The organism is Lysobacter sp. 5GHs7-4, from assembly GCF_021284765.1.
Classification (GTDB): Bacteria; Pseudomonadota; Gammaproteobacteria; order Xanthomonadales; family Xanthomonadaceae; genus Lysobacter.
Window position 1 is genome coordinate 2,408,373 of sequence record NZ_CP089924.1, and the last position, 12,186, is coordinate 2,420,558.

Annotated in this window: 12 protein-coding genes and 3 tRNA genes; 11 read left to right on the top strand and 4 right to left on the bottom strand. The window is 69.7% G+C overall.

The window, feature by feature from the left end:
- The first annotated feature begins 18 nt into the window (after positions 1 to 18).
- From LVB77_RS10960 to LVB77_RS11010, 11 genes are all read left to right on the top strand, one after another.
- Entirely contained in the window at positions 19 to 681 is a 663-nt protein-coding gene (locus tag LVB77_RS10960) for a MotA/TolQ/ExbB proton channel family protein (RefSeq protein WP_232906159.1), read from the top strand.
- Between the two features lie 11 nt (positions 682 to 692).
- Positions 693 to 1,136 (top strand): biopolymer transporter ExbD, encoded by a 444-nt coding sequence (locus LVB77_RS10965; RefSeq protein WP_232906160.1) that lies wholly within the window; start codon positions 693 to 695, stop codon positions 1,134 to 1,136.
- Positions 1,133 to 2,881, top strand: coding sequence for a lipid A export permease/ATP-binding protein MsbA (gene msbA, locus LVB77_RS10970; protein WP_232906161.1), 1,749 nt, complete (start codon positions 1,133 to 1,135; stop codon positions 2,879 to 2,881). The genes LVB77_RS10965 and msbA overlap by 4 nt, the downstream gene beginning before the upstream one ends.
- A 3-nt stretch (positions 2,882 to 2,884) precedes the next feature.
- Positions 2,885 to 3,904, top strand: coding sequence for a tetraacyldisaccharide 4'-kinase (gene lpxK / locus LVB77_RS10975; protein WP_232906162.1), 1,020 nt, complete (start codon positions 2,885 to 2,887; stop codon positions 3,902 to 3,904).
- Positions 3,905 to 4,174: 270 nt separating this feature from the next.
- On the top strand, positions 4,175 to 4,942 hold the full coding sequence (gene kdsB / locus LVB77_RS10980) for a 3-deoxy-manno-octulosonate cytidylyltransferase (protein WP_232906163.1): 768 nt from the start codon (positions 4,175 to 4,177) through the stop codon (positions 4,940 to 4,942).
- Between the two features lie 2 nt (positions 4,943 to 4,944).
- Entirely contained in the window at positions 4,945 to 5,427 is a 483-nt protein-coding gene (locus LVB77_RS10985) for a low molecular weight protein-tyrosine-phosphatase (protein WP_232906164.1), read from the top strand.
- A gap of 204 nt (positions 5,428 to 5,631) precedes the next feature.
- Positions 5,632 to 7,524 (top strand): excinuclease ABC subunit UvrC, encoded by a 1,893-nt coding sequence (gene uvrC, locus LVB77_RS10990; RefSeq protein WP_232906165.1) that lies wholly within the window; start codon positions 5,632 to 5,634, stop codon positions 7,522 to 7,524.
- Entirely contained in the window at positions 7,521 to 8,096 is a 576-nt protein-coding gene (gene pgsA / locus LVB77_RS10995) for a CDP-diacylglycerol--glycerol-3-phosphate 3-phosphatidyltransferase (protein WP_232906166.1), read from the top strand. The genes uvrC and pgsA overlap by 4 nt, the downstream gene beginning before the upstream one ends.
- A 127-nt stretch (positions 8,097 to 8,223) precedes the next feature.
- Positions 8,224 to 8,299 (top strand) — tRNA-Gly (locus LVB77_RS11000).
- Between the two features lie 118 nt (positions 8,300 to 8,417).
- Positions 8,418 to 8,491 (top strand) — tRNA-Cys (locus LVB77_RS11005).
- Positions 8,492 to 8,720: 229 nt separating this feature from the next.
- Positions 8,721 to 8,807: transfer RNA gene (locus LVB77_RS11010), tRNA-Leu, on the top strand.
- A gap of 145 nt (positions 8,808 to 8,952) precedes the next feature.
- Here the strand turns inward: LVB77_RS11010 and LVB77_RS11015 are convergent.
- The 4 genes from LVB77_RS11015 to LVB77_RS11030 form a co-directional block, all read right to left on the bottom strand.
- Positions 8,953 to 9,426, bottom strand: coding sequence for an MgtC/SapB family protein (locus tag LVB77_RS11015; protein WP_232906167.1), 474 nt, complete (start codon positions 9,424 to 9,426; stop codon positions 8,953 to 8,955).
- Between the two features lie 8 nt (positions 9,427 to 9,434).
- The gene (locus LVB77_RS11020; protein ID WP_232906168.1) at positions 9,435 to 9,575 is read right to left on the bottom strand and encodes a hypothetical protein; all 141 of its coding nucleotides are present in this window, start codon (positions 9,573 to 9,575) and stop codon (positions 9,435 to 9,437) included.
- 247 nt (positions 9,576 to 9,822) lie between these two features.
- Entirely contained in the window at positions 9,823 to 11,115 is a 1,293-nt protein-coding gene (locus tag LVB77_RS11025; protein WP_232906169.1) for a phospholipase D-like domain-containing protein, read from the bottom strand.
- Positions 11,116 to 11,206: 91 nt separating this feature from the next.
- Entirely contained in the window at positions 11,207 to 12,115 is a 909-nt protein-coding gene (locus LVB77_RS11030; protein ID WP_232906170.1) for a Ku protein, read from the bottom strand.
- Positions 12,116 to 12,186 lie beyond the last annotated feature (71 nt).

A 12,186-nucleotide genomic window follows, 5' to 3' on the forward strand; every position in this document is an offset into this window, starting at 1 on the left:
TGGGCCGGAGGTTCGCGAGTGCTGGAACTGATCAAGGCCGGCGGTTGGCCGATGATCCCGCTGTTGCTGCTGTCGGCCGTCGCGCTGGCGATCATCATCGAGCGGTTGTGGACGCTGCGGCGCAAGGCGGTGCTGCCGCCGGAGCTGGGCAAGGAAGTCCGCGCCTGGGCCGGTCGCGGCAAGCTCGACCCGGCCCACATCGAGTCCCTGCGCGCGACCTCGCCGCTGGGGGCCCTGCTGGCCGCGGCCCTGGACGTGCGTGGGCGCCCGCGCGACGAGATCCGCGAGCGCATCGAGGACGTGGGCCGCCACCTGGTCCACCGCATGGAGCGCTACCTCAACACCCTCGGCACGATCTCGGCCGCTGGTCCGCTGCTGGGCCTGTTCGGCACCGTGGTCGGCATGATCCAGATGTTCCTGGGCATCCTCGATCACGGCATCGGCGACGTGAACCAGCTTGCCGGCGGCATCGGCAAGGCCCTGGTCTGCACCGCGGCCGGCATGATCGTGGCGATTCCGGCGCTGATCGCGCACCGCTGGTTCCGCGGGCGCATCGCCGAGTACATCGTGGCGATGGAGCATGAGGCGATCCAGCTGCTCGACACCCTGGACACGCGCACCGCCGTGCGCCCGGCCGCCGCCGCGCAGCCGGCGCCGGTGCAGCCGCAGGCCGCGGGCTGAGGCAGGACGGCATGCGCATACGCGACCACCGCGCCGACGACGAACCGGAGATCAACCTGGTTCCGCTGATCGACGTGATCCTGGTGCTGATCATCTTCTTCGTGGTCACTGCCACCTTCGATGCGCGCTCGGTGCTCAAGCTGGAACTGCCGCGCGCCAGCGGCGAGCCGGTCAGCGACGCGTCCAAGGCGCTGATCGTGCTGGTCAACGCCGACGGCCGTTACTTCGTCGACGATCGCGAAGTGCTGCGCGACGACCTGGAATCGCTGAAGACCACCATTGCCGAGGTCGCCGGCAGCGACCGCGACCGCCAGGTGATGCTGCGCGCCGACGCGCGCACGCCTTATCAGGCGGTGGTGACGGTGTACGACGCGCTGGGCCAGCTCGGCTTCCGCCGCATCATGAGCGCGACCGCGCCGCCGGCCGGCGCCGCTCCCGCCGAGGGCAAGCGGTGACCGCCCAGGTCTCGCCCTGGCAGACCTACCGCCGCCTGCTCGGCTTCGCCCGTCCCTACGGCGCGTTGCTGTGGCTGGCGCTGTTCGGCATGTTGATCGAAGCGGCCGCCGCCGGCGTGTTCACCACGCTGATGACGCCGATCATCAACATCACCTTCATCGAGAAGGAAAAGTCGCTCAGCAACCTGCTGCCGGCGGCCATCGTCGGTCTGTTCCTGCTGCGCGGCATCGCCGGCTACCTCACCGACTACAACATGGCCAAGGCCGGCCGCAGCATCGCCCGCGACATGCGCGTGAACGTGCTGGGCAAGTACCTGCGCCTGCCGGGCCTGCGTTTCGACACCGAGCCGGTGCCGTCGATGCTGGTGCGCCTGGGCTCGGACAGCGACCAGGTCGCGCAGGCCGCGGTCGACGCGATGAAGGTCATGCTGCAGCAGAGCTTCCAGGCCATCGCGCTGCTGGGCGCGATGCTGTACGCGAGTTGGCAGGTGACCCTGGCGGTGCTGCTGATGGCGCCGCCGCTGGCGTTCGTGATGGACAAGATCGGCCGCCGCTACCGCCGCATTAGCCATCGCATCCAGGAAAGCGCGGGCGCGTTACTGCAATCGGCCGACCAGGCCCTGGGCAACCATCAGGAGGTCAAGGTCTACGGCGCGCAGGAGGTCGAACTCGACCGCTACCGTTCCATCGCCGACAACCACCTCAAGCTGAGCATGAAGGTGGAGTCCACGCGCAGCATCGCCTCGGGCATGGTGCAGCTGATGGGCGCCGCCGGTCTGGCGCTGCTGGTGTTCGTGGCCGGCCGCGAGGCCCTGGCCGGGCGCCTGGACGCGGGCAAGTTCGTGACCCTGATGACCTCGATGATCGCGATCATCCCGGCCCTGCGCCAGCTCACCAACGTGCAGAACATGCTGCAGCGGGGCGTGGCCTCGGCCGAGCGCTTGTTCACCGTGCTCGACGCCGACGACGAACCCGACACCGGTACCCGCGCGCTGCCGCGCGCGCGCGGCGAGATCGAATTCCGCGACGTGGTCGCGCGCTACCCGGGCCAGCAGGAGCCGGCGCTGGCCGACATCAGTTTCACCGCCACGCCCGGCACGGTCACCGCCATCATCGGCCGTTCCGGCAGCGGCAAGTCGACCCTGATCAAGCTGATTCCGCGCTTCTACGAGCCCGAATCCGGCCAGATCCTGCTCGACGGCCACCCGCTGCAGGACTACCGCCTGCGCGACCTGCGCCGGCAGATCGCCCTGGTCGGCCAGCAGGTGATGCTGTTCGACGGCACCGTCGCGGCCAACGTCGCCTACGGCGAGCTGCAGCAGGCGCCGCCGGAAGGCCTGGAGCAGGCGGTGCGCGGCGCCAACGCGATGGAGTTCGTCGAGCGCCTGCCCGAGGGCGTGCAGACCCACATCGGCGCCAACGGCGGACGTTTGTCCGGCGGCCAACGCCAGCGCCTGGCGATCGCGCGCGCCATGCTCAAGGATGCGCCCATCCTGATCCTGGACGAGGCCACCGCCGCGTTGGACACCGAATCCGAACGCCTGGTGCAGGACGCGCTGGAACGCCTGATGCCCGACCGCACCACACTGGTGATCGCGCACCGCCTGTCGACCATCGAACACGCCGACCAGGTGCTGGTGATGGACCAGGGCCGCATCGTCGAGCGCGGCAATCACGCGCAGTTGCTGGCGCAGGGCGGGCTGTACGCGCACCTGCACCGCATGCAGTTCCGCGAGGCGGAGTAGGGCATGGCCGGCGGTTCCCACGAACGCCGCGTGCGCCTGCCGGCGTATTGGTACGGCGACGTCGCGGTGCCGATCGGCGCGCGCCTGCTGTCGGCCCTTTACGGCAGCGTCACCGGCCTGCGTCGCGGCCTGTACCTGAAGGGCTGGCTGCGCCGACGCCATCCGGGCGTGCCGGTGATCGTGGTCGGCAACATCACTGCCGGCGGCGCCGGCAAGACCCCGATGACCATCGCCCTGGTCGAGCGCCTGCGCTCCGAGGGCTGGACGCCGGGCGTGGCCAGCCGCGGCTACGGACGCGAGAAGGGCGCGCCGCCGATGTGGGTCGAAGGCAGCACCGATCCGGCCGTCGGCGGCGACGAGCCGGTGCTGATCGCCGCGCGCACCGGCGTCAAGCTGCGCGTGGACCGCGACCGCCACGCCGCCGCGCGCGCGCTGGCCGAGGCCGGTTGCGACGTGGTGATCTGCGACGACGGCCTGCAGCACTACCGGCTCGCGCGCGACATCGAAATCGAAGTGGTCGACGGCCGCCGCCGTTACGGCAACGGCCAGTTGCTGCCGGCCGGGCCTTTGCGCGAGCTGCCCGAGCGCGCCGCGCGCTGCGACTTCCGCGTCGTCAACGGCGGCGAAACCGGCTTCGGCGAATGGCCGATGCGCCTGGTCGCCGACCAGGTGCAGCCGGTGCTGGGCGGACGTGGGCGCAAGCTCAGCGCCTATTCCGGCCAACGCGTGCACGCGGTGGCCGGTATCGGCGATCCCGAACGCTTCTTCACCATGCTGCGCGGCTTCGGTATCGCCGTGGTCCCGCATGCGTTTGCGGACCACCACCGCTACCGCGCGGCCGATTTCGAGTTCGGCAGCCAGTTGCCGGTGCTGATGACCGAGAAGGACGCGGTCAAGCTGGCCGGCGTCGGCGAGGGCTCCTTCGTCACCGAGCAATACTTCAGCGTGCCGGTACGCACCGAACTGCCGGAAGCGTTTTGGGTCTCGCTGCTGGCCAAGCTGGCGCCCCTGCGCCGCAGCTAAGCCGCGCGGCGATCGCATGCTCGCCCTTTAGCGTGCCGCTCGGTCGGGGCGGATGTCGCGCACACGAACCTGCGATGCTCGCGCCGCTGCTTCCTGCGGGGCGGCGTGAGCCGCGATCGCGCACGGTCCGACCCGGGTCGACGACCACCGCCCTCGCGCGCCGTCCGCAGCCGACGTCGTACCATGGTTCGGCGTCGCCGCCCCGACGCTCCGCGTCACGCGGAAACACCGATACCGTCGCGGCCGCGCCGCGCACCGCTGGAGCCAGGCATGTCCCAGGATTTCGTCGTCGCCATCCCCGCCCGTTACGCCGCCACGCGCCTGCCCGGCAAGCCGCTGCGCCTGCTCGCCGGCGAACCGCTGGTGCTGCACGTCGCGCGCCGCGCACTGGCCGCCGGCGCGCGCGAGGTCTGGGTGGCGGCCGACGACGCGCGCATCGCCGACGCCCTGCGCGACAGCGGCGTGCAGGTGGCGATGACCTCCACCGAACATGCCTCCGGCACCGACCGCCTGGCCGAATGCGCGCGCATCGCCGGCTGGTCCGACGACACCGTGGTGGTGAACCTGCAGGGCGACGAGCCGTTCGCGCCGGCCGCCGGCGTGCGCGCCTGCGCGCAGGCCCTGCGCGACAGCGGCGCCGACATGTCGACCCTGGCCGCGCCGGTGACCGAGGTCGAGACCCTGCTGGACCCCAATGCGGTCAAGCTGGTGCGTGCCGCCAACGGCGACGCGCTCTACTTCAGCCGCGCGCCGATCCCCTGGCCGCGCGACGCCTTCGCGCAGGACCGCGGCCGCATGCCGGAACAAGGGCAATGGCTGCGCCATATCGGCATCTACGGTTACCGGGCCGGCTTCCTGCAGCGTTTCGCCGCGATGCCGCCCGGGCGGCTAGAACAGATCGAATCCCTGGAGCAACTGCGTGTGCTGGAAGCCGGTCATCGCATCGCGGTCGCGCTCACGCCCGAGCCGTTCCCGCCCGGCGTCGATACGCCACAGGATCTGGAACGCGCGCAGGCGCGCCTGGCGCAGGGCGCCTGAGCATGCGCGTGCTGATGGTCTGCCTGGGCAATATCTGCCGCTCGCCGGTGGCCGAGGGCGTGCTGCGCGCGCGCCTGGCCTCGTCCACCCTGGCCGGCCGCATCGAAGTGGATTCGGCCGGCACCGGCGACTGGCACGTCGGCCAGCCGCCGGACCGCCGCGCGATCGCCAACGCCGCCGGGCACGGCATCGACATCGGCGGCTTGCGCGCCCGGCAACTGCAGGCGTCGGATTACCGCGATTTCGACTGGCTGCTGTGCGCCGACCGCGCCAACCTGCGCGACGTACGGGCGCGCGCGCCGCACGATGCGCGCGCGCAGGCCGCGCTGCTGCTGGAGTGGAGCGGGGTGGAGCCGCAGGGCGAGGTGCCCGATCCCTACACCGGCGGGCCGGCCCAGTTCGAGCACGTGTTCCATCTGCTCGACCGCGCCGCCGACGGCGCGATCGCGCGCCTGCGCCACGAACTGAACGAGCGCGGCCGCTGAGGCCCGCCAGCGCGCGCATCCGGTACCGGTCCGGCCGCTTGCCTTCGCGCATAATCGGCCCAATCCAATAGCTGGCCCCCGCCAGTAGCCGATGTCAGCGAACGTGATCCCCCGCCGCCCGCCCGTCGTACCGCCCGCGCCGCGCCGCTCGAACGCGCGCGGCGTCGCCCGCGCGCGCGCAGGAACCGCGATGGAGCGGGGCGCATGACCGCCGCGCCGCCGCCGTTCGACGGCAAATCCTTCGTCAAGGCCCTGAGCACCGCGCCCGGCGTGTACCGCATGATCGGCGCCGACGACGGCGTGCTCTACGTCGGCAAGGCCGGCGCGCTCAAGAACCGCGTCTCCAGCTATTTCAACGCCACGCCCAAGTCGGCGCGCATCCTATCCATGCTCGCCCAGACCGCGCGCATGGAGGTCACGGTCACCCGCACCGAGGCCGAAGCGCTGATCCTGGAAAACCAGCTGATCAAGTCGCTCAAGCCGCGCTACAACGTGCTGCTGCGCGACGACAAGAGCTACCCCTACGTGCTGATGACCCAGGAAGCCTGGCCGCGCATCGCCATGCACCGCGGTCCGCGCGCGATCCCCGGACGCTACTTCGGCCCCTACGCCAGCGTCGGCGCGGTGCGCGACAGCCTCAACCTGATGCACAAGCTGTTCCGTCTGCGCAGCTGCGAGGACAGCGTGTTCCGCAACCGCTCGCGGCCCTGCCTGCAGCACCAGATCGGCCGTTGCAGCGCGCCCTGCGTGGGCCTGGTCGCCGCCCGCGACTACGCCGAGAGCGTGCGCCGCGCCGGTTTGCTGCTGGACGGCCGCAGCGACGAGCTCACCGACGAACTCGGCCGCGCCATGGAGGCCGCCAGCGCGCGCCTGGACTTCGAGGAAGCCGCGCGCATGCGCGACCTGGTGACCTCGATCCGCACCCTGCAGGCGCGCCAGTACGTCGACGGCCGCGCCGCCGACCTGGACGTGCTGGCCGTGGCGATGCAGGGCGTGGCCGCCTGCGTGCTGTTGCTGGCCTTCCGCGACGGCCGCAACCTGGGCACGCGCGCCTTCTATCCCAAGACCAACGGCAGCGACAATCCCGAGGAAGTGCTGGCCGCGTTCGTGTCGCAGTACTACGCCGAGCAGACCCCGCCGCGCGAGATCGTGCTGGACCGCGACATCCCCGACCGCGAACTGCTGGAACAGGCCTTCTCGGCCGCCGGCGAGCGCAAGGTGCAGATCCGCAGCAACGTGCGCGGCGAGCGCGCCGGTTACCTGGATCTGGCGCGCCGCAACGCCGAGCTGTCGCTGGCCGCCGAGCGCACCAGCCATGCCGCCCAGCATGCGCGCGCCGAGGCCCTGCGCGAGATGCTGGGCATGGCCGCGATTCCCGCGCGCATCGAATGCTTCGACATCAGCCACACCATGGGCGAGGCCACGGTGGCCTCGTGCGTGGTGTTCGACGCCGAGGGCCCGGTGCGCGGCCAGTACCGGCGCTATAACATCGCCGGCATCGTCGAAGGCGACGACTACGCGGCCATGAACCAGGCCATCGAGCGGCGCTTCCGCCGCGCCGTCGAAGAGAACGGCGTGGTGCCCGACGTGCTGCTGATCGACGGCGGCGCGGGGCAGGTGGCGCAGGCGCGCGCGGCCCTGACCGAACTCGGGGTCGAGGGCGTGATCCTGGTCGGCGTGGCCAAGGGCCCGGCGCGCCGGCCCGGCGACGAGGAACTGCTGCTGCCCGACGGCCGCGTGCTGCATCCCGGCGCCGAATCGCCGGCCCTGCAGCTGGTCCAGCAGGTGCGCGACGAAGCCCACCGCTTCGCCATCACCGGCCACCGCGGACGGCGCCAGAAGGCGCGCAACAGCAGCCGCCTGGAGGACATCCCGGGCATCGGCCCGCGCCGCCGCGCCAGCCTGCTGCGCCATTTCGGCGGCCTGGGCGGCCTGAAAGCGGCCGGCGTCGAGGAAATTTCGCGGGTCGAGGGCGTGAATGCCGCCCTCGCCGAGCGCATCTATGCGACCCTGCACGGGCTGGAGACGCCGGACCCCGGCGCCCCGGCCAAGGCCAACCCGAAAGCGGCCAACGGCGGCACGCGGAGCGAAGGATGAAGTTGACGATACCCACCATGCTCACCCTGGCGCGGATCGTGCTGATCCCGGTGCTGGTGGTGGTCTTCTACCTGCCGTTCCAGTGGACCAATTTCGCCGCGGCCTTCATCTTCGCCTTCGCCTCGGTCACCGATTGGCTCGATGGCTGGATCGCGCGCCGCTACAACCAGTACTCGGCGTTCGGCGCCTTCCTCGATCCGGTCGCCGACAAACTCATGGTGGCGGTGGCGCTGCTGCTGATCGTGCAGAAGCATCCGACGGTGTGGATGACGCTGTGGGCGGCGGTGATCGTGGGCCGCGAGATCGCGGTGTCGGCGCTGCGCGAATGGATGGCCGAACTGGGCCAGCGCGCGGCGGTGAAAGTCGCCTCGATCGGCAAGATCAAGACCATCGTGCAGATGGTCGCGTTGGTTTGCCTTTTGTATCAAGAACCTGTGTTCGGTCTGCCGATCTTCCGCATCGGCGAATGGCTGCTCGCCGCCGCCGCGCTGCTGACTTTGTGGTCGGGGCTAGCGTATTTGCGCGCGGCATGGCCTATAATGCGCGAAGACGCGAAACGGTCCTCGGGCTGATCGCGGCGTCCGTCCCAGGGGCATCGGGGGCGGGTGCACCGGGGCGGAAGCCCGGGTTCGGGAATGTGAAGAAAACGAAATTAAGTGTTGACAGTTTTCTTTCCATGCCTAAAATGTGGGTTCCTCTGCGGGAATAGCTCAGTTGGTAGAGCACTACCTTGCCAAGGTAGATGTCGCGAGTTCGAGTCTCGTTTCCCGCTCCAAATTCGAGGAGTGATCCTCAGAATAAAACCCCGCATGCGGGGTTTTGTTTTTTCGGCGACCGCCCACGCGCGACGTGTGCAATCGCCGCCGCAAGCGGTATGCTTGCGACCAGTCACCGGCCTCGTGGCAGAGTGGTGATGCACCGGATTGCAAATCCGTTTACAGCGGTTCGATTCCGCTCGAGGCCTCCAATTATCGGACCCTGCATGCAGGGTCCGGCTTTATCGGAACTCCGAAGCCCCGCGCAAGCGGGGCTTTCTTTTTTGCGCGATGCCCGCGACCGCGATCTGCAGCGCGACGCGCGCGCGACCGGTTCGTCGGGTGCGCAGCGGCGGAGCGTTCGCGGCCTGCCGCCGCGCGTGCCGGACTTTCCTGAGCGCCGCCGCGGTGTCGTAAGCTATCGCCGCAGTCGCAGCCCAGGCCCGGGTGGCGAAATCGGTAGACGCATCGGACTTAAAATCCGCCGGCCGCAAGGCCATGCCGGTTCGAGTCCGGCCCCGGGCACCAGTACCCGCAAGGGTTTCAGGCTTGAACGGCGCGGCGGGGCCGCTCCGCAACTGTCCGGTCCGCTCCGCAATCCACCGCGTCTACGCGACCTTCTCTCGGCCGCTAGCGGGCGTGAGTCCTCGTAATCCGACGACGCTGACGCGGTCTAGCGATCGGGCGGCGGCGGCCGCGCGCTCACGCGACGCTCCATCACGTTGAGCAACGCCAGCACCAGCAGGGTCAGCAGCGCCGCGGCCAGGGCCAGCGCGTGGTAGCCGAAGCCGGCCGCCACGCCGATCACCGCCACCATCAACAACGACGCCGCGGTGGTGATGCCGGCGATGGCCTGGCCGCGCCGGTGCGAGAAGATGGTGCCGGCGCCGATAAAGGCCACGCCCGCGATCACCGCCTCGACCAGGCGCAAGGGGTCGGTGCTGATCTGACCTGGCGGCGCCAGGCGCGCATCGGCCAGGCTGAGCTGGCCGATGCCGATCAGCAGCGACGATGCGCCGGCGACCAGCATGTGGGTGCGGAACCCGGCGGGCCGGTTCTTCATCTCGCGCTCCAGGCCGATCGCGCCCCCCAGCACCATCGCGTAGCCGGTGTCGACGATCACCCAGAACTGCTCCATCCAATCCATCGGCGCTCCTAGTGTCCGAGCCTGCGATTGCGGGTTTCATCCACGTTCGAATTCGCGCATGCCTGGGCCAAGGTCGGCACGTTCGTTTCGCGCGTCCATTGCGGGTTCTTGGCAGCGGCGAAGGCGCGCGCATCGGCCGCGTCGATCATGCCTTGGTCGGGTTCGACACCCGCCGCGGCGAGTGCGCGACGGCCGCCCGCGTCGACCGCGATCGCCTACGGATGGCCGTAGGTGTCGCGCACGAAGTCGATCGCGATGCGGTCGCTTTCTTGCTGGCCATACCGTCGCTCCAACGGGAAAGGCCGGCGACAGACGCCGGGCCGCTTCGTCGATGCTGCCCGCGGCACGGTGAACGCACTGTCGTGCCCGTGCGCGTTCGGGGCCGGCAGCGCGCGTTCACAGCTGCGACTTCAACGGCAGCACGAACTTCTCCAGCAAGCGCTCCTTCCACGGGCGCCGGCGCCAGTCCTGCAAGGTGTAGCGGCGCGACTGGCGCAGGTCGGCCTCGAACACGGCGGTCATGGCCGCGGCGAAGTCGCGGTCGTAGACGTTGAGGCTGGCCTCGTCGTTGAGCCGGAACGAGCGGATGTCGAAGTTGGTCGAGCCCACCGACACCAGCTCGCCGTCCACGATCAGCATCTTGATGTGCATCATCGTCGGCCGGTATTCGTAGAATTCGATGCCCGCGCCGATCAGGCCTTCCCACTGCGCCTTGGACGCCAGACGCACGGTGTCCGAGTCGGTGTGCTCGCCCGGCACCAGGACGCGCACGCGCACGCCGCGACGGCGCGCATCGAGCAGGGCGCGCCGCACCAGGTCGTCGGGCACGAAGTAGGCGGCGGCCAGATCGATGCTGCGCCGCGAGGCCGCGATCGCCATCAGCACCATCAGGTGCATGCTGTCGCTGCCGCCCGCGGGCGAGCTGATGAACAACTGCGCCGGCATGTCGCCGGCGGCGGGCACCGCCGGATAGAACGTCGGGCCGTGCAGGACCACGCCGGTGGATTTGACCCAGTTGTCGTTGAAGCCGGCCTGCATCTGCGCGACCACCGGACCCTCGATGCGGAAGTGCGATTCGCGCCAGTGCTCCGGATCCTGCGCATGCCCCTGCCACTGGTCGGCGATGCCGACCCCGCCAGTGAAACCGATGACGCCGTCGACGATCAGCAGCTTGCGATGGGTGCGGTTGTTGATCCGGTCCAGGTTGTACCAGGCCAGCGGCCGGTACTGGCGGATATGCACGCCGGCGCGCTTCATCTCCTCGATCTGGGACTCGTCCATCTTGGCGCTGCCCAGCCAGTCCACCGTCAGATAAACCGGCACGCCGGCGCGTGCGCGCTCGGACAGCGCCTGGCTGAAGCGGCGGCCGATGTCGCCGGACCAGTAGATGTAGGTTTCCAGCGTGATGCTGCGCCGCGCCGAACGGATCGCCTGCAGCATGGCGGGGAAGATCTGGTCGCCGTTCTGCAACGCGGTCACGCGATTGCCGCCGATCACCGACGGGCCGAGCAGGGTGCCCATCTCGCGCCGGAACTGCGCCGACTCGATCGGATACAGGTGCGGCAGCGGCCGCACGAGCTGCTTTTCCGGTCCGGCGAGGTTGAGCGCGATCAAGCTGGTCAGGGCGGTGAGCACGATCGCGATCAGCACCGCCCAGACGACGCGGCGACGGGACCAACGGGTGGGCATGGGCGCTCCGGAACAGGCGGGTGCGGCTACTGTGCGCAGGCCGGTTCAGCACGGCGTGAAGCCGCGCGGCGCCGGCGTGCGTGGCTGCCGTTCAAGCGCGCTTCTTGGCCCGGCTCTTGGCGGCCTTGGCGGTCTTGGTCGCCTTGGCTGCCTTGGTGGCTTTCTTGGCCGCAGCCGCGGTTTTCTTCGCCGCCGGCGTGCGCTTCTTGGATTTCAGGCTTTGTTCCAGCAGCGCCATGAAGTCGACCACGTTGGTCGTCTCGTCCACGTGCGCCACCGGCTCGTCGGCGATCTTGGTGGTCTTGCCCTTGGACTTGATGCGCTTTTGGATGATCGCCGACAGGCGCTTGCGGAACTCGTCGTGATAGGCGTCGGGCTTCCACTGCGCGGCCATGGACTCGATCAGCTGCTTGGCCATGGTCAGCTCCTTGGGCGCGATGCGGTAGCGGCCGCTGGCCGCGTGCGGCAGCTTGTAGTCTTCCGGATCGACCAGTTCCTGCGGATAGCGCAGCAGCATCAGGATCAGGGCGTCGCCTTCGGGGATCAGCGCGCACAGGTATTCGCGCGTACGGATCACCACCCGCGCCACGCCGACCTTGTCGGTGTCCTTCAGGGTTTCGCGCAGCAGCACATAGCCTTTCTCGGCCTTCTTGCCGGGGACCAGCACGTAGGGCTTCTCGTAGTAGCGCGTGCCGATCTCGTCGCGGTCCACGAACGCCTCCACGTCGATGGACTCGTGGGTTTCCGGCGCAGCGGCGGCGATGTCCTCCTTCTCGATCACCACGTAGCTGCCCTTGTCGTATTCGAAGGCCTTGACGATGTCCTTCCAGGGCACTTCCTCGCCGGTGTCGGCGTTGACGCGTTCGAACCGGATCGGCTTCTTGTCGCGCGAATCGAGCATGCGGAAGCTCAGGTCGGTGCGGCGTTCGCCGGCCATCAGCGACACCGGCACGTTGAGCAGGCCGAACGAGAGGGTACCGGTCCAGATGGGGCGCGCCATGGCGTGATCCTCGGGGGAGGGAGCGGCTTGCTTGCGGTGAGGGTCCGACGATACGACCGCGCGCGTTAAAG

Excerpts from the sequence above, each read along its gene's own strand:
- LVB77_RS10965 (WP_232906160.1), top strand. The coding sequence starts at position 693 with ATGCGCATACGCGACCACCGCGCCGACGACGAACCGGAGATCAACCTG.
- lpxK (WP_232906162.1), top strand. The coding sequence starts at position 2,885 with ATGGCCGGCGGTTCCCACGAACGCCGCGTGCGCCTGCCGGCGTATTGG.
- kdsB (WP_232906163.1), top strand. The coding sequence starts at position 4,175 with ATGTCCCAGGATTTCGTCGTCGCCATCCCCGCCCGTTACGCCGCCACG.
- LVB77_RS10985 (WP_232906164.1), top strand. The coding sequence starts at position 4,945 with ATGCGCGTGCTGATGGTCTGCCTGGGCAATATCTGCCGCTCGCCGGTG.
- uvrC (WP_232906165.1), top strand. The coding sequence starts at position 5,632 with ATGACCGCCGCGCCGCCGCCGTTCGACGGCAAATCCTTCGTCAAGGCC.
- pgsA (WP_232906166.1), top strand. The coding sequence starts at position 7,521 with ATGAAGTTGACGATACCCACCATGCTCACCCTGGCGCGGATCGTGCTG.
- LVB77_RS11015 (WP_232906167.1), bottom strand. The coding sequence starts at position 9,426 with ATGGATTGGATGGAGCAGTTCTGGGTGATCGTCGACACCGGCTACGCG.
- LVB77_RS11020 (WP_232906168.1), bottom strand. The coding sequence starts at position 9,575 with ATGATCGACGCGGCCGATGCGCGCGCCTTCGCCGCTGCCAAGAACCCG.
- LVB77_RS11025 (WP_232906169.1), bottom strand. The coding sequence starts at position 11,115 with ATGCCCACCCGTTGGTCCCGTCGCCGCGTCGTCTGGGCGGTGCTGATC.
- LVB77_RS11030 (WP_232906170.1), bottom strand. The coding sequence starts at position 12,115 with ATGGCGCGCCCCATCTGGACCGGTACCCTCTCGTTCGGCCTGCTCAAC.